Source organism: Robiginitomaculum antarcticum DSM 21748, from assembly GCF_000365025.1.
In the GTDB taxonomy this organism is placed as follows: domain Bacteria; phylum Pseudomonadota; class Alphaproteobacteria; order Caulobacterales; family Maricaulaceae; genus Robiginitomaculum; species Robiginitomaculum antarcticum.
The window spans coordinates 176,701-191,523 of the sequence record NZ_KB823013.1 but is presented as its reverse complement, the minus strand read 5'-3'; the positions used below and the strand labels follow the sequence as shown (position 1 = coordinate 191,523).

The following is a 14,823-nucleotide window of genomic DNA, read 5'->3' as shown; positions in this document are numbered from 1 at the left end:
AGAATGCTTTCTGTTTTATTCTGCAGGAACAGGATCTCCGTGTGGATCACTTTCAATATCAGTTATGTCCAGATCATCCAGAGCGAGTGTGATCTCAGGATTATAAAATGACCCGAGACCCGGTTGACGCTCACCGTGCCACCATCCACGGAACATGCGGGTGATGTCAACGCCAATACCATACATGGCCGGAACCAACATCAAGGTCAGGAAGAAGTCGAATAAAACGCCGTAAGCCAGAGCGACAACCATCGGCTTGAGAAATTCGGCCTGCGCCGATGTTTCAAACAGGATCGGCGTTACGCCGATAAAGGTTGTAACGGACGTCAGCAGGATTGGGCGGAACCGCGCAACACAGGAATCAAGCATAGCTTGATATGCCCCAACTCCTCTGGACCGCAATCTGTTGACATAATCGATGAGGACAAGGTTGTCGTTAACCGCAACCCCGGCCGCCGCAAAGAGGCCAAACAGACTCATCATTCCAAACGGAACGCCGGTAATAATATTACCGAAAATCATACCCACCAATGCGAACGGGATGGCCACCATAATCAAGAATGGCTGCGCATATGATTTAAAGGCGATCGCCAGCAGCATATACATCAACACTAAGATCATAATACCGTAGAGCCGGAGCTCTGCGCCCATAGTACGGGTCATCTCGTCATCACCGACAAGGACGCGGTTGACCCGCGGATGACGCAGCTCCCATTGCGGGAAGAAGTTCTCTTCCATGTCATTTTTGATCTCTGTGACCACTTGCGGTCCGCCGCGTACGCGCGCGCCGGTGTATTCGACCTGTTGACGATCCCGGCGACGAATGCGCGAGACGCCGTCAACGATGGTAACGTCAGCCACAGAATAAAGCGGAACCTCGACCCCTGCAGCCGTGCGAATGCGCAGATTACGCAGGCTGTCTATGTTTTCGCGCGCGTCAGTGGGATAGCGAACCATCACGCGAACGTCTTGACCGTTGCGCGGCAGGCGCTGCACTTCGACGCCGTAAAATGCGCCGCGTACCTGACGCGTCAGATCCTGAAGCGTAATACCGAGCGTTTCCGCGCCGGGTTGCAGAGTAAATTGCAGCTCTTTGGCTGAACTTTCCAGGCCGTCCCATGCGCGCGTCACCGCGCCATAGGTTTCCATTTCACCTTTGATATCCAGCACAGCAGCGTTTAAATCATCGCCATTGGGAGCTGAAACAGCAAACCATAATCCACCGCCATTCCCGTTGCCGCCTTCGGTAAAGCCGTATTGAACGCGGTAAGCATCCGGAATCGGCCCGACATATTCTTCGAGTTTGTCAGCAATATCTTTGGTTGGAATTTCTTTGCGGATATTGGCGTCAATTAAGCCCAGATAGCCTTCAACCTGACGGCTGCTGGACATAGTTCCCGGATGGGAGATGAGCGGTTCGTCAATGCCGAAATCCTTCTTAACATTGGCGTTAAACTTCATGATCCCGGCATCAAGCTGCTCTCGCACCTGTTCAATACGCTCGTAATTCGTGCCTTCGGGGAAGCGCGCATTAAACTGGACCATATCGCCATCAACTTCGGGGAACATAGAGACCGGCGCAATCCCGGCGGTTAGCAGTCCGATAGCCAGCACCATTAAGCCGATAAAGGTGGCAACCGTGAAATAACGGAACTTGATCAGCAGGGCGACAAGCGGGCGGAAAATCCGCGCTGCAAATGTATTCAAGCTATTGGCTAGACCCTGTTGGAATTTCATTACCGGGCCAAGTTTGTCATGTTTAATCGGTTTAAGATGACGCAAATGCGCGGGCAATATGAAGAAAGCCTCGATCAAGGAGAATACTAAGACTGCAATCACCACAAGGCTGATTTGCGAGGTAATTGAGTTCATCGGCCCTGTGATCAGCATCCACGGGACGAACATCATAATGGTTGTAATAACTGCGAAAAATACGGGTTTAACGACCATGTTCGCTCCGCCAATAGCCCCTGCAGCGCCGCCTATGCCGTTTTCGTTATGAAAATGCGCGGACTCGCCAACAACAATGGCGTCATCAACAACGATCCCGATCACCAACAGGAAGGCAAAGAGCGAAATCATATTCAGTGAAATGCCCAAATAAGGGGCCACAGCAATCGCGCCGGCAAATGTCGTCGCGATACCGATTGTCACCCAGAAGGCGACAGCAGGACGCAAGAATAAAAGAAGGGTAATCAGAACAAGCAGGAGGCCAAATAAAGCATTACTGCCAATTAAGTTCATCCGGCTATCGACCATTTTAGAGCCGTCAAACCAAATTGAAAAGCTCACGCCCGGGGGCAGGCTGTCTTGAATATTACGTTCAAATTCGCGAATTTCTTTACCGGCTTGGGTAATATTAGATGTGTCAGGCGATAAAACTTGGAAAATTGCCGTGGGTTCACCCCGGAATTCTGCATTAAATTTTTCATCATCAAAGCCGTCAATAACGGTCGCGATATCGCGTACATAGACTTTGCCGCCATCAGGAGTCTGGCGCACAACAATATTTTCAAAGTCGGCTTTGGAATCCGCCAGTGACCGTGCGCGCAATTGCAGATTGCCGGAGCTGGTTTCAACCGAGCCCGCAGAGAGATTAACTGAAGCACCGGAAATGGCTTGTGAGACCTGGCTAAAGGTGAGGTCGTAGCGGCGAAGATCTTCTTCGGATACTTCAATCGTGACCTGCTCGGGCAGTTTCGAAACCTGATTGGTCAGCTGCAGTCCCGGAAGATTGGTCAGCTTCAAACGAATATCATTGCCCAAACGCTGTAGCGTCAGGCGGTCTACATCGCCGTGTAGCGCCAAATACATAATATCAACGCGGGCATCCCAGCGAAAAACCTGCGGGCGGTAAATATCCGGCGGCAGGTTGTTAATCCCGTCGACGCGCGATTTCACCTGATCATACATTTTCTCATAATCAATGCGCAGTTTCGTGCGGACATTAATAGAGCCGCCGCCTTCATAAGCCGAGCTCTCAATGTAATCGATCCCGTCAAGACCATCGATGGCTTCTTCCACGCGGGCGATGATTTGCTCATTCACATCCCGCGGTGATGCACCGGGCCAGGACACACTAATGGTCATGCCGTTAAATGTTGTTTGCGGGATGAATTCACGTTCGAGCTTAAAATAACCGACAATCCCGCCGACGAACAATAAGACCATGATAAGGTTTGCGGCGACCGGGTTACGAACAAACCATCTGATGAGGTTTTTCATGTTATTCTCCCTGAGTTTCGGTTGCGCTGGTCTGACTATCGGTATCCGGTTTCGTGCCGTTTTCGCGGCGTTCGGCATTGTCTTTCATTTTTTCAGCCAATTTACGCTTCATGAAAGCACTGCGTTGCTGCGGGCTCATTTTACGGAATTTATCGTTATCCGCATCGGTCATCTCGGATTTGACTTCGGCATATTCCTTGGCAAACATCACGTTTAGCAGTTCTTTGTCTTTGCCGCTCAGCCCGTCATCTTTGGGTTTGTCTTTATCGTTTTCAGCTTTTTCTTTCTCGGCTTCCTGAGCGATCAGCCACTCCGGTTTTTCCGGCTCAACCAGTACGATTGTCGGATCGTTAAAATCGAGGACTTTAAGAGGCGTGGAGACGCGCGAGCGCTCCATCGGGGAGAGCACAACAAGCTCGCCTTCGCTGACGCCGCTGCGCAATATCGCGCGGTCCGGATAGGTATCAATGACGTCAGCCGTACGGATTTCAGCATTACCTTTATCATCAACAACGTAAATTTCATCATTTGGACGCAGGCCATCACGCGGAATGACATAGGCGCTGAGCGCTTCGCGGCCTTGAATCTTGGCATTGACGAACAGGCCGGGCGCCAGCGGCACGCCGTTTTGTGATGCGCCTTTACCGTAAGGGTCTGCAACTTCGACAATGGCGAACAAGGCGCGGCTCTGTGTGTCATAGGTAGAGTCAGTGCGCATGATATTGCCCAGCCACTCCTGATATTGACCGCCTACTGTGGCGGACAATGTCACTTTGGGGGCCACACTGCGCGAATCGGCAACAAAGGCGATGGGCAGAACCAGACGCGACAGATCCGTATCGGATAGCGGCAGGCGAACCTGTACAATGTCGGTCGAGAAAATACGGCCCAAGCTTGATCCCGGCGTAACATATTGACCGATATCAGATGATTTTGTGCGGACACGCCCTGTAAAAGGCGCGCGCACATAGGTGCGCTGCAATTGCAGATTTGCGGCTTGAAGATCACCTTTAGAGGCCTGTAGTGCGGCTTCGGCCTGTTGGCGTTGCGGGACGCGCAAGGTCAGCGGGCTGGCGTCGCCGGTACCCAATTCCTCCCAATCCTGACGGGCAATTTCGCCTTCAGCGGCTTCGCGGGTCAAGACCTGCTCGGCCTGCGCGACTTGGGCCTGCGCGCGCATTACGGCAACGCGGTAGTCACTGTCTTCGACGCGAAGCAAGGTTTCGCCCTTGCTGATAATACCACCTTCGACAAAGTTCGGAGAGACATATACGATTTTACCGGCCACTTCCGGGACGAGGTTGATCTCGGTGCGCGGCGTCGACTCGCCTTGCACTTCAACAGTCAGTTGGACGTCTTCGATTCGTGCCGGCGCGGCCATAACCGCCAGAGCGTTAAAGCTGCGCTCTTTATCTTCGGGTTTATCATAGACTTTTTTGATAAAGCTCAAAACACCAAAAAATACCAGCAATATGATAATGCAGATTACGCCTATCAGGATGCGTTTGGACAGGGGCGTGCGGACTATATCGTCATCAACTGCCGGATTTGCGCTATCAAATAGTGATGCGTTTTTGGTTTGAAGTCGATTTTTTCTCTTAAATCTCTTAAACATGCGCCTAAGCCTCATTACGCCGCGCCAATACACGTATGAATAAATACGGTGCATCCGGTCAAACGGATTATATTTAATAATTCAAAGCCGTCCTTATGACCGCGCGTGAATTTCTCTATGTCTATCGCGGGGTCGAACCCGCAATATTGCCCGTTAGTGTCTGCGCGACCAGTATATCTGTTGGTGCGCCGTAAGTCCCGCCGCCCAAAGCCAGATGCAATCTGACGCGGTTGGCAAGACGTTCTTTGCGCGCGCTGATGAGCGCGCTTTCTGCGTTAATTGCGCGGGATTGTGCATCCAGCAGCGGCAGGAAATTAATCAGGCCTTGCGAGTATTGACGTTCAAGTCTCAACTCGGCTTGGCGGGCTTCTTCTAACGCCACGCGCAAAGCGGCTTCGCGCTCATCGAGGCGGCGTTCTGCATCCAGAGCGTTTTCAACATCAAGATAGGCTGTTAGCACGGTGTTAACATAGCTCTCAACCTGCTGGCGAAGCACGGCTTCATTACGTTTGACTTCCGCCTTTAACGCACCGGCTTGAAATATCGGAGCGGTCAGCCCCCCGACAATGCTGGCGATAATGCCGTCAATATCGAGCAGATCGCTAATATCGCCGACTTGCAGGCCGACATCACCGGATAATGTCAACTTTGGCAGTAGATTTTTGCGGGCAATATCAACGCGCAGGCCTTGCGCGGCCATACGTGTCTCCGCCGCGATCAAATCGGGCCGGCGGGTCAGCATCGTTTGCGGATCAATAATGGCATGGACCGGCGGGAGCGCCGGAAGGTCCGTGCTGGCCTCAAGCTGAGCGCTCGGATAGTCCCGCAGCAAAACTTCAACACGCCGTGACCCTGAGGATTGCGCCTGTTTGCGGGAGGCTAACGACGCTTCCGCGCTGGCGACAGATGACCGCGCAATGCGGACATCCGCGGATGTAGTCAGGCCGCTAAAAAAGCGGCGCTCTGTTAGATTCAGCGCGCGGTTCTGTGTTTGCAAATTACGCTCGGATAGCTCTGTCTGTAACCGTGCTTCGATCAGATCAAACCATGCTGTGGCGGCTTGCCCGGTAATAGATAGACGTGCGGCGAAATAATCGGCTTCGCTGGCGCCGGCTTCAAGCTCTCCGGCATTGGCTGTATCGCGGACGCGGCCCCACAGATCGGCCTCCCAACTGGCATTGATGCCTACGTCAAAACGGTTGGAGTCGCCAATGCGGCTATCGCCAAATTCGCTATGCGTGACGCCTCCGGATGCACTGACACCGGGTAACAGGCCTTGCGAGGCAATAATGGCGCTTTGCTCAGCAGCGTCCAAACGGGCGCGGGCAGCGCGAATGTCGGGATTGGCAATCAGGGCCGTATTTATAATACGCAATAATGTGGGATCCCCAAATTCCGCAACCCAGTTCGTGCTGGGCAAGGCGTCGGGCTTATAGCTCTCTGCGACCCAGTCTTGCGCCGGGGCCTGGGGCAATTGCGTATCGACCACAGCCGCTTTAGGGCTGAATCTGTCCAGCGGGTTACCGAAATCGGCACTAAAACCCGCGCAGCCGGTCAGTAGCGTCGCGCCGAGCGTCGTCATCATAGCCGTTCTTGATATTAATGTGTCTCTCATCACATCCTCCAAGTCTCGGACATACTCGAATATTACCGTTAGTCAACAATTATTTATCGAAAAACGATAATACTCAGCTTTTTATGCCCGTTATAGATCAAGATGAAGTGAGACCCTGATATGGATGCAATAAAGCCTGAATAGACTTTAAAAACACATTACAAATTGGTTGGAATTACACGGATAAGAGCGTGATTTGGTCTTTAAGTGCGAGTTTCTCTTTTTTGAGCTTGGATATTCGCAATTGATCCGGTGATGGCGTTTTCAGCGTCGTTCTGATCTCTTCGTCCAGATCATGATGTTTCGTTTTCAGGGTTTCCAAATGCGCTGATAATGCCATTCATTCCTCCATAATATGATTTAGATCTTATACTTATCATAGATTAAATGCTGTGTCACATTAAGCTCGGTTTAGACACTAAAATTTTATAAGTCCTGACTTAAAGGATAGGGGTACCGATTATATATTTCTGACGCTATAGGGTAGTCATGGACGAGACCGAGATATCAGAGGATCAGGATTTAGCCGAGCGCTTGCAGGCGCTCGATGCACTACGCATGGAGCATAGGCATCTGGACAGTGAGATCACCGCGCAGCAAATGACAGGCGTGACAGATATGCTGAAAATTCAACGGATGAAGAAGCTAAAGCTTGTCTTGAAAGATAAAATCCGCGTCTTGGAAGACGATCTCACCCCGGATATTATTGCTTAGGACGCCTGATCATCTATGGGAAAATCCGGTATATTTTTATTGTCATACATAGCCTGATCGGCGCGCGATAAAACGTGTTCTGCGGCTTCGTCTGTCTTGCATGCCGCTGCGCCCCACGCCGCACTTACAGAAATGCGGGCTGTCGGTATATTAATCTCACAATCGGAAAGCCGCATAGCCAGCACGGCCGCTTTGGCGCTGGCGATTTGTAGGTCTGTCTTAAATAGCAAGACGCCAAATTCATCGCCGCCCAGGCGGGCGACAACATCACAATCGCGCACGCCTGATAACAAAGCTGCGCTAACAGACAAAAGCATCTCGTCGCCAATGGCATGGCCGTAGCGGTCATTGATCTGTTTGAAATCGTTTAAATCAAAATAGATGATGCAAGAGGGTATATCATATCGGGCTTTGACAGACTGGGCGCGTTCAATTTCGCGGATAAAGGCCCGGCGGTTTTGAACCGGCAAAAGAGGGTCTGCATCTGCGGTTTGTTCTAATTCGCGTAGCCTGCGGCGCAATGTTCGGTTTTCCTCGCGCAGCACAGCAATCGTTTTCGCCAAAGCGACGCCGGAAGGCGCGGCTGCCTGATCATTATAGGGGACAAGCCCTTCATTTGATAGCATCTCTGAGACGCGTGCATAGCTCATAAGTCCATCACCTTGCCGCGGTTTTCCCGCGCATGCTTGTTTTGAAAAGGGATAACAGGAGTTGTTTAAAATTCTCTAAGCGAAGAAGTCACAAAATAGTCACTATATTTTACGGACTTTGCTTCATTTCAATAAAGATTTGAAATTTGCAGGTAAAACGGTATTGTCCCTCGCTTTCCAGCGGTAAACCCTCCGCCATATATGAGAGCGCTTATGTCCAGCCCGTCACCTAACATTGCCATCATTATGGGAAGCCGGTCCGACTGGCCGACCATGCAGCATGCCGCCGCGATTTTGGACGCGCTGGATATCAGCTACCAGTCCAAAGTTGTCTCTGCCCATCGCACCCCGCAACGCCTATATGACTTTGCGACAGGCGCGAAAGCTGCCGGTTTTAAGGTGATAATTGCTGGTGCGGGCGGCGCGGCGCATTTGCCGGGCATGGCAGCGGCGATGACTCCGCTGCCCGTATTGGGCGTGCCTATTCAGAGTAAGGCGCTGTCCGGTCTCGACAGTCTTTTATCGATTGCGCAAATGCCCGGCGGCGTGCCCGTCGGCACGCTGGCGATTGGCGATAGCGGCGCGAAAAATGCCGCGCTTCTGGCAGCGTCGATTTTGGCCCTGTCCGATCCCGCGCTGGCGCGGCGTCTTGATGGCTGGCGCGCAGCGCAGAGCGATGCCGTTGGTGAGGACCCTGCCGCGTGACACAGGCCGCCGCTTTTACGTCTCTGCCTCCAGGGTCGATTATCGGCATTATGGGCGGCGGGCAGCTTGGCCGTATGCTGAGCCTTGCCGCGTCGCATTTGGGGCTGGACTGCCATATTTATTGTCCACATGCCGGCGGCCCCGCCGCGCGGGTCTCGCGCTATGAAACTGTCGCAGAATATGAGGATCTGGACGCGATTGCCGCATTTGCGCAACGCTGTGATGTCGTGACATATGAGTTTGAAAATGTCCCTGCGCAAACCGCGGCCAAAGCGGCCGAATATGCGCCGCTGGCACCCGGCGCGCGGGCGCTGCACGTTGCGCAGGACCGGCTGGTCGAAAAATCATTTATTCAAGATGAGGCGGGTGTGGACGTTGTCGGCTTTGCTGATATCACAACGCCGAAGCAGGCGGCCTTGGCAGGGGAGCGGTTCGGCTACCCCAATATTATCAAGACGCGCCGCTTTGGATATGACGGCAAAGGCCAGATTAAAGTCGAGCGGGCGAAGGACATGCGCGCTGCCTTTAATTCAATGAACGGTGCCCCGCTTATCCTCGAAGCTTTTGCGCCCTTTACGCGCGAAGTGTCTATTGTCGCCGCGCGCGGACGTGATGGGACATTCGCCGCCTATCCGCTGATCGAAAACGTCCACCGCAATCATATATTGCATACCAGCACTGTGCCGGCCTCGGACGATGACGGCCGTGCCGCTCAAATTGCGCAGCGCATTATGGACGGGCTGGACTATGTCGGCGTCATGGCGACTGAGTTTTTCCAGATGCAGGACGGCTCTCTTTTGGTCAATGAAATTGCCCCGCGCGTTCACAATTCCGGCCACCTTACACAGGATGCAGGCTGCATCGATCAATTCGAGCAGCACATCCGCGCCGTCGCCGGCTGGCCGCTGGGAAGCACTGCGCCCAAACACGGCGTGGTGATGACCAATCTGATTGGTGATGATGCGGCGTCATGGGAAATGCTCGCCGCGCAGCCGGATATGCGTCTTCATTTATACGGCAAAATAGAGATGCGGGAGGGCCGCAAAATGGGGCACGTCAATATGATCGGAAAAGCGCTTTAATACGATTTATGCCGGCGCGCCCCTTTTTATATCCACGTATCCATGTGTGTTAAGCATCTGATATATTGATCTAAAAAACAAATTCATCCCCACCCCTGAATCCTGCCCTATCTTCAAACTGTTCTTATCTCATTGGGCAGGCAAGCGTACGTTGGCTGGCTGGGGATAGGGCGGTGTTGGGATGACGTGCGCCTTACGTAACGCATAGAGGCCCGCGAGTGAGCGCTATGGCGACTAACCCTCAGCCGATGGCCGCTCGCAGCATCACTGCTGTGCTGCGTCTTTGTGAAAAAAGGCGCATGTCGAAACTGCGAAGTCACACGCGCAGGGACGGCAGGGAAATTGATAGACGAAACATACTAACGCGAACCAAAGGTCACCCTGTTTACCAACGTCCCGCACAGACAGCCCTCCTAATTAAAACGAAGAAAGATATGAGATGATGAGATAAGTGATTAAGACTAAACCTTACGTCACTTCCGCTTGTGGGAACGGAGAATTACGATTCGGATTGGAGGGTGGGGAGCATAGCATCGTAAATGTCTTGTGCATAAACGCCTTTCACACAGGTCGCGATATCTCCCTGTACATCATACCACGGCGGGCTGTAATGGGATTTGACCCATTTATCGGCATTTTCACCGTTATATCTGTAGGCGCTTATGCGCTCCTTCAGATTTACCTTTACAGGAGGAGAAAAATTTATTGTTTGATAATTGAGCTCAACATCTTCCAATGCATGGTAGACGTTATTTACGTTTCCACACATGGCATAACGTCCGTCAGAGGTCGGATGAACTTCGAAAACGGTGTCATTTGGAGTTTCCCAACCCCTTTTTGGGTCTTGCTGTAAAATGACAAGCGCAAATTTATAGTCCTTAAATTCGGGTTCGCCAGAATGTCTGTGCGTTGCAAAATCTATGTGCTCTTTTGTAAGATTATTTGAGACTGGATTTATTATTCTAAATCGAGAAATATATCTGGGCTTCCAAAGTGTAAAAATGATTTCATCATGGTCATTTTTTGCTGCTTCATTTTTAGTCTTTTTAGCAGCTATTCTTTCATCAGAAGGAAAGCTGGGATCGTAACGAACAAATTCTGGCTGTCCGACAAAAGCAATTATATTTTCGGCATTATCAGCCGGATGTTGCCAACTAAGATCGGCAGGCCATGATGTTAAGCAGGATGAAATGAAAAACCCTGTAAACAATAAAGATGAGATAATTCTACAATCGACAGCCCTAAAAATCGACATCTGCGTCCAGAGCATGGCTGACGATAAAGTCGCGGCGGGGCTCGACCACATCGCCCATCAGCTTGGTAAACAGTCCGTCCGCTGCATCGGCGGCTTCAACGCGCACTTGCAGTAATGACCGGGCATTAACGTCCAATGTAGTCTCCCAGAGCTGATCCGGATTCATCTCGCCAAGGCCTTTATAGCGCTGGATTTTAAAGCCCTTGCGCCCGCCTTCATATAAGATGTCGAGCAATTGCGAGGGGCCGTAAACATCGATGGGATCCGCCTCGCCGCGTCTGAACTGCGCTGTGCCGTCATAGGTCTCTGAGAGGTGCGGGGCCAGAGTATGGAGGCGGCGCGCATCGGCGCTGTCGCGAAAGGCCGGCGCCATGATTGCGCGTTCGGTGACGCCGCGCACGTCGCGCTGCATAACCAGCGCGCCGTCGGGATCAAAGCGTCCGGCCCAGCCGTCTTCGCCTTCATCGGCAACGCGGTCCAGTCGCACGGCCGCGTCGTCAAGCTCGCCTTGCCCCGCTTCGGGGCCAAGCGCGCCGGCAATGGCGACCTGCGAAATCACGCTATCGGGGGCTTTGGATTTGAGGCGGTTAATCAGGGTCACAGCCTGCAAAGCTTCCTGTCCGAGGCGTTTTAGATCCTCGCCGGCAATAACCGCGCCGCTCTCCAGCGTCAGGGTGGAGTCTTTTGCCCCGGCTTCGATCAGATATTGCTCAAGCTCGCTCTGATCCTTGAGATAGGTAATGGCCTTGCCGCGCTCAACTTTATAGAGCGGCGGCTGGGCAATATAGAGATAGCCGCGCGCAATCAGCTCGGGCATTTGGCGGTAGAAAAAGGTCAGCAGCAATGTGCGGATATGCGCGCCGTCAACATCGGCGTCGGTCATGATGACAATTTTATGATAGCGCAATTTGTCGATATTAAACTCTTCACGGCCAATACCGGTGCCCAGCGCCGTAATCATCGTGCCAATTTCCTGGCTCGACAGCATACGGTCAAACCGCGCGCGTTCGACATTGAGGATTTTACCTTTGAGCGGCAATATGGCCTGATTGCGGCGTGACCGGGCCTGCTTGGCGGATCCGCCGGCAGAGTCCCCCTCCACAATGAACAGTTCGGATAGAGCCGGATCTTTTTCTTGGCAATCGGCGAGTTTGCCGGGCAGGGAGGCGATATCCAGCGCGCCTTTGCGGCGGGTTAGATCGCGCGCTTTACGCGCGGCTTCGCGCGCTGCGGCGGCTTCAGCGACTTTCTGAATGACGAGTTTGGCTTCCTGTGGATTTTCCTCGAACCAGTTATTGAGCGCTTCGCCCATAACGCTCTCGACCACGGGGCGCACTTCAGAGGAGACCAGCTTGTCTTTGGTCTGGCTGGAGAATTTCGGGTCCGGAACTTTGACCGACAGAATGCAGGTCAGGCCTTCGCGCGCATCGTCGCCGCTAATGGTAACTTTTTCGCGTTTGGCCGCGCCGGAATTTGCTGCATATTTATTGACTGCGCGGGTCAGCGCGCCGCGAAAGCCCGCCAGATGCGTGCCGCCATCGCGCTGCGGAATATTATTGGTGAAGCAGCGGACATTTTCGTGATAGCCGTCATTCCACCACAAAGCGGCTTCGACGCCGATATCTTCGCTTTCCTTATTGATATAAATCGGCTCGGAAAGAACAGCGGTTTTAGCGCTATCGAGATGTTCGACAAAGGCTTTGACGCCGCCTTCATAATACAGCTCGACTTCAATCGGCTCTGCCGGACGGTTATCAATCAGGATAATGCGCGCGCCGCTATTGAGAAAGGCCAGCTCGCGCAGGCGTCGCTCCAGCGTATCGCGGTCAAAGTCGACCATGGTGAAGGTGTCGGATGACGGCCAGAACCGGACCTGCGTGCCGGACAGGACTTTTTCATAGGTCTCGCCATTTTTGTCTTTGCGAATCTCAGTCGGCGCGGGGCCGATTTCTTTAAGTGATTCAACCGTATCGCCATGAGAGAATTCGACGAAATATTCTTTGCCATTGCGCCAGATATTGAGCGTCAGTTTCACAGACAGGGCATTGACCACAGAGACGCCCACGCCGTGCAATCCGCCGGAGACTTTATAGCTGTTGGAGTCAAATTTACCGCCCGCATGGAGCTGCGTCATGATCACTTCGGCGGCAGAAACGCCTTCGCCCTCGTGAATATCCACGGGAATGCCGCGGCCATTGTCGCGCACGCTGCACGAGCCGTCAGAATGCAGGGTAACGAGCACGCGGTCGGCATGTCCGGCCAGCGCTTCGTCAATAGAATTATCGACGACTTCATACACCATATGGTGCAGGCCCGACCCGTCATCTGTGTCCCCGATATACATGCCGGGGCGCTTGCGGACTGCGTCCAGCCCTTTAAGGACTTTAATGCTCTCGGCGCCGTATTCCGCGCTATTTTCTACAGGTTCGGCCATCTTTGCCGCCTTTCCCGAATCGTTTCATTTTTAAAAGAAAAACATAGACTACGCTGTCTAAAAATGCACGTCATTGCTGTGATTTAGAGCCAGAGACACCGGACCCGATATGAACACGAAAACACCGCCGAAATATATCATGACCACCCAGAGCGCTGACCGCACCGGCATCGTCGCGGCGCTGACCGGATGTCTGTCACGCCATGACGGTTTTATCCATGAACTGGCGCAGTTCGGCACGCCTTCGTCCGAGCGGTTTTTCTCGCGTATCTGCTTTTCAATTGCGGCAGAGACGCGCGCGGCGCTGGATGCGGATCTGGCCAGGGTCTGCGCAGAGTTTGACCTGAACACGCAGATCATACCGCAGGCGCGTCCGACCAAAGCTTTAATTATGGTGTCGAAATTTGATCACTGTCTGAACGATCTGATTTATCGGCACCGCGCGGGCCTGCTGAATATCGACATTGTCGGCATCGTGTCCAACCACGGGACGCACAAGGCCGAGATTGAGGCCCGGGGACACACATTTCACCATATTCCTGTAACTGCGAAAGGTAAGCCGCAGGCCGAAGCGGCTTTGCGCGCGCTGGCTGAAGAGACGCAAACGGAGCTCATCGTATTGGCGCGGTATATGCAAATCCTGTCAGCGGATATGTGCCGCGATTTTTCGGGCCGGATTATCAATATCCATCACAGCTTCCTGCCCGGCTTTAAGGGCGCAAAGCCCTATGACCGCGCTTATGAGCGCGGCGTCAAGCTGATCGGCGCGACGGCGCATTATGTGACGGCGGATCTGGATGAAGGCCCGATTATCGAGCAATCCGTAGAGCGCGTGGATCACTCGCATACGCCGCGCCGGCTTGTTGCCCTTGGACGCGACGTTGAAGCGCGCACTTTGGCCCGCGCGGTTAAGCTCCACAGCGAACACCGAGTCTTTCTCAACGGCATCAAAACGGTGATTTTGCCATAATTATTACTGTGCAGATATTTACAGCCTTGCCTGAAGATGCTTGTTGTGGCGCAGTTAACTGAATTCGAATTAAGGGACATCTGAATGTTTTTCCGTACTGTGTCTTTCGCCGCAATTCTGCTCCTATCCATGATCGTACTTGCTCCCGCAACATCTGCGCGCGCGAATATTAATGATATGCAGGGCTGTCAGGCGATGATCATGTTTGTTGACGGTAAGCTGGACACGGTCAAAGGCAAAAAAGCGCAGGTCAAAGCTGTCCGCAAAGGCCTGAACGCTTATGACCGGTTCATTCAAAATACTGTCATATCGCCCGGCCTATTAGAGTTTAATAGCGGTGATAAAGGTAAGGCCAGCGTTATGCAGGGGCAGGTCGACGCTTATAAAAGCGGCCTTGTGGCCCAGCTCAACAAACGGTATCCGCAGGGCGGTATGTTTACCGATTACGCCGCCTCTCTTAACAATTGCGCAAAGAAAGCCGTCCCCTCGGGCGGTGCTCTTGAAGATTTGCAAGCGGCGCTTGAGACCATTACTGCGCTGGCGCAAAGCCGTTAGAGT

General features: G+C 52.9%; 12 protein-coding genes. 5 read left to right on the top strand and 7 right to left on the bottom strand.

Translation table 11 applies throughout. The features are described from left to right. Positions 1 to 15: 15 nt before the first annotated feature. From H142_RS0110370 to H142_RS16675, 4 genes are all read right to left on the bottom strand, one after another. Positions 16 to 3,225 (bottom strand): efflux RND transporter permease subunit, encoded by a 3,210-nt coding sequence (locus tag H142_RS0110370; RefSeq protein ID WP_017932073.1) that lies wholly within the window; start codon positions 3,223 to 3,225, stop codon positions 16 to 18. A gap of 1 nt (position 3,226) precedes the next feature. After that, positions 3,227 to 4,840, bottom strand: a complete 1,614-nt coding sequence (locus H142_RS15395; RefSeq protein WP_017932072.1) for an efflux RND transporter periplasmic adaptor subunit — start codon at positions 4,838 to 4,840, stop codon at positions 3,227 to 3,229. A 121-nt stretch (positions 4,841 to 4,961) separates the two neighbouring features. Continuing rightward, positions 4,962 to 6,455 carry an efflux transporter outer membrane subunit gene (locus H142_RS15390; protein ID WP_083899011.1) on the bottom strand — a complete coding sequence of 498 codons (1,494 nt, stop codon included), beginning with the start codon at positions 6,453 to 6,455 and terminating at the stop codon, positions 4,962 to 4,964. Positions 6,456 to 6,630: 175 nt separating this feature from the next. Further along, a complete protein-coding gene (locus tag H142_RS16675; RefSeq protein WP_017932070.1) occupies positions 6,631 to 6,795 on the bottom strand; it encodes a DUF465 domain-containing protein in 165 nt (54 codons plus the stop codon). A 149-nt stretch (positions 6,796 to 6,944) separates the two neighbouring features. On the opposite strand from H142_RS16675, the gene H142_RS0110350 reads away from it, so the two are divergent. Beyond that, a complete protein-coding gene (locus H142_RS0110350) occupies positions 6,945 to 7,169 on the top strand; it encodes a YdcH family protein (RefSeq protein ID WP_017932069.1) in 225 nt (74 codons plus the stop codon). On the opposite strand, the gene H142_RS15385 is transcribed toward H142_RS0110350, so the two are convergent. Then, positions 7,166 to 7,819 (bottom strand): GGDEF domain-containing protein, encoded by a 654-nt coding sequence (locus tag H142_RS15385; protein ID WP_017932068.1) that lies wholly within the window; start codon positions 7,817 to 7,819, stop codon positions 7,166 to 7,168. The two genes, H142_RS0110350 and H142_RS15385, sit on opposite strands and share 4 nt — an antisense overlap. A gap of 213 nt (positions 7,820 to 8,032) precedes the next feature. On the opposite strand from H142_RS15385, the gene purE reads away from it, so the two are divergent. Together purE and H142_RS0110330 are read left to right on the top strand one after the other, a co-directional pair. Further along, positions 8,033 to 8,524: a 5-(carboxyamino)imidazole ribonucleotide mutase gene (purE, locus tag H142_RS0110335; protein WP_017932066.1), complete on the top strand. Its 492-nt coding sequence runs from the start codon at positions 8,033 to 8,035 to the stop codon at positions 8,522 to 8,524. Beyond that, entirely contained in the window at positions 8,521 to 9,606 is a 1,086-nt protein-coding gene (locus H142_RS0110330) for a 5-(carboxyamino)imidazole ribonucleotide synthase (protein WP_017932065.1), read from the top strand. The genes purE and H142_RS0110330 overlap by 4 nt, the downstream gene beginning before the upstream one ends. A gap of 499 nt (positions 9,607 to 10,105) precedes the next feature. On the opposite strand, the gene H142_RS0110325 is transcribed toward H142_RS0110330, so the two are convergent. Further along, positions 10,106 to 10,861: a hypothetical protein gene (locus H142_RS0110325; protein WP_156811996.1), complete on the bottom strand. Its 756-nt coding sequence runs from the start codon at positions 10,859 to 10,861 to the stop codon at positions 10,106 to 10,108. Then, complete coding sequence (gyrB, locus tag H142_RS0110320) at positions 10,848 to 13,295, bottom strand: DNA topoisomerase (ATP-hydrolyzing) subunit B (RefSeq protein ID WP_017932063.1); 2,448 nt, start codon at positions 13,293 to 13,295, stop codon at positions 10,848 to 10,850. Before gyrB ends, H142_RS0110325 begins: the two co-directional genes overlap by 14 nt. A 109-nt stretch (positions 13,296 to 13,404) precedes the next feature. On the opposite strand from gyrB, the gene purU reads away from it, so the two are divergent. Beyond that, the gene (gene purU / locus H142_RS0110315) at positions 13,405 to 14,265 is read left to right on the top strand and encodes a formyltetrahydrofolate deformylase (protein ID WP_017932062.1); all 861 of its coding nucleotides are present in this window, start codon (positions 13,405 to 13,407) and stop codon (positions 14,263 to 14,265) included. A gap of 84 nt (positions 14,266 to 14,349) precedes the next feature. Then, complete coding sequence (locus H142_RS0110310) at positions 14,350 to 14,820, top strand: hypothetical protein (RefSeq protein WP_017932061.1); 471 nt, start codon at positions 14,350 to 14,352, stop codon at positions 14,818 to 14,820. Positions 14,821 to 14,823: the final 3 nt, after the last annotated feature.

Coding starts and splice junctions, on each gene's coding strand:
- gyrB (WP_017932063.1), bottom strand. CDS start 13,295: ATGGCCGAACCTGTAGAAAATAGCGCGGAATACGGCGCCGAGAGCATT.
- H142_RS0110310 (WP_017932061.1), top strand. CDS start 14,350: ATGTTTTTCCGTACTGTGTCTTTCGCCGCAATTCTGCTCCTATCCATG.
- purE (WP_017932066.1), top strand. CDS start 8,033: ATGTCCAGCCCGTCACCTAACATTGCCATCATTATGGGAAGCCGGTCC.
- H142_RS0110325 (WP_156811996.1), bottom strand. CDS start 10,861: ATGTCGATTTTTAGGGCTGTCGATTGTAGAATTATCTCATCTTTATTG.
- purU (WP_017932062.1), top strand. CDS start 13,405: ATGAACACGAAAACACCGCCGAAATATATCATGACCACCCAGAGCGCT.
- H142_RS15385 (WP_017932068.1), bottom strand. CDS start 7,819: ATGAGCTATGCACGCGTCTCAGAGATGCTATCAAATGAAGGGCTTGTC.
- H142_RS16675 (WP_017932070.1), bottom strand. CDS start 6,795: ATGGCATTATCAGCGCATTTGGAAACCCTGAAAACGAAACATCATGAT.
- H142_RS15395 (WP_017932072.1), bottom strand. CDS start 4,840: ATGTTTAAGAGATTTAAGAGAAAAAATCGACTTCAAACCAAAAACGCA.
- H142_RS0110350 (WP_017932069.1), top strand. CDS start 6,945: ATGGACGAGACCGAGATATCAGAGGATCAGGATTTAGCCGAGCGCTTG.
- H142_RS0110370 (WP_017932073.1), bottom strand. CDS start 3,225: ATGAAAAACCTCATCAGATGGTTTGTTCGTAACCCGGTCGCCGCAAAC.
- H142_RS15390 (WP_083899011.1), bottom strand. CDS start 6,455: ATGAGAGACACATTAATATCAAGAACGGCTATGATGACGACGCTCGGC.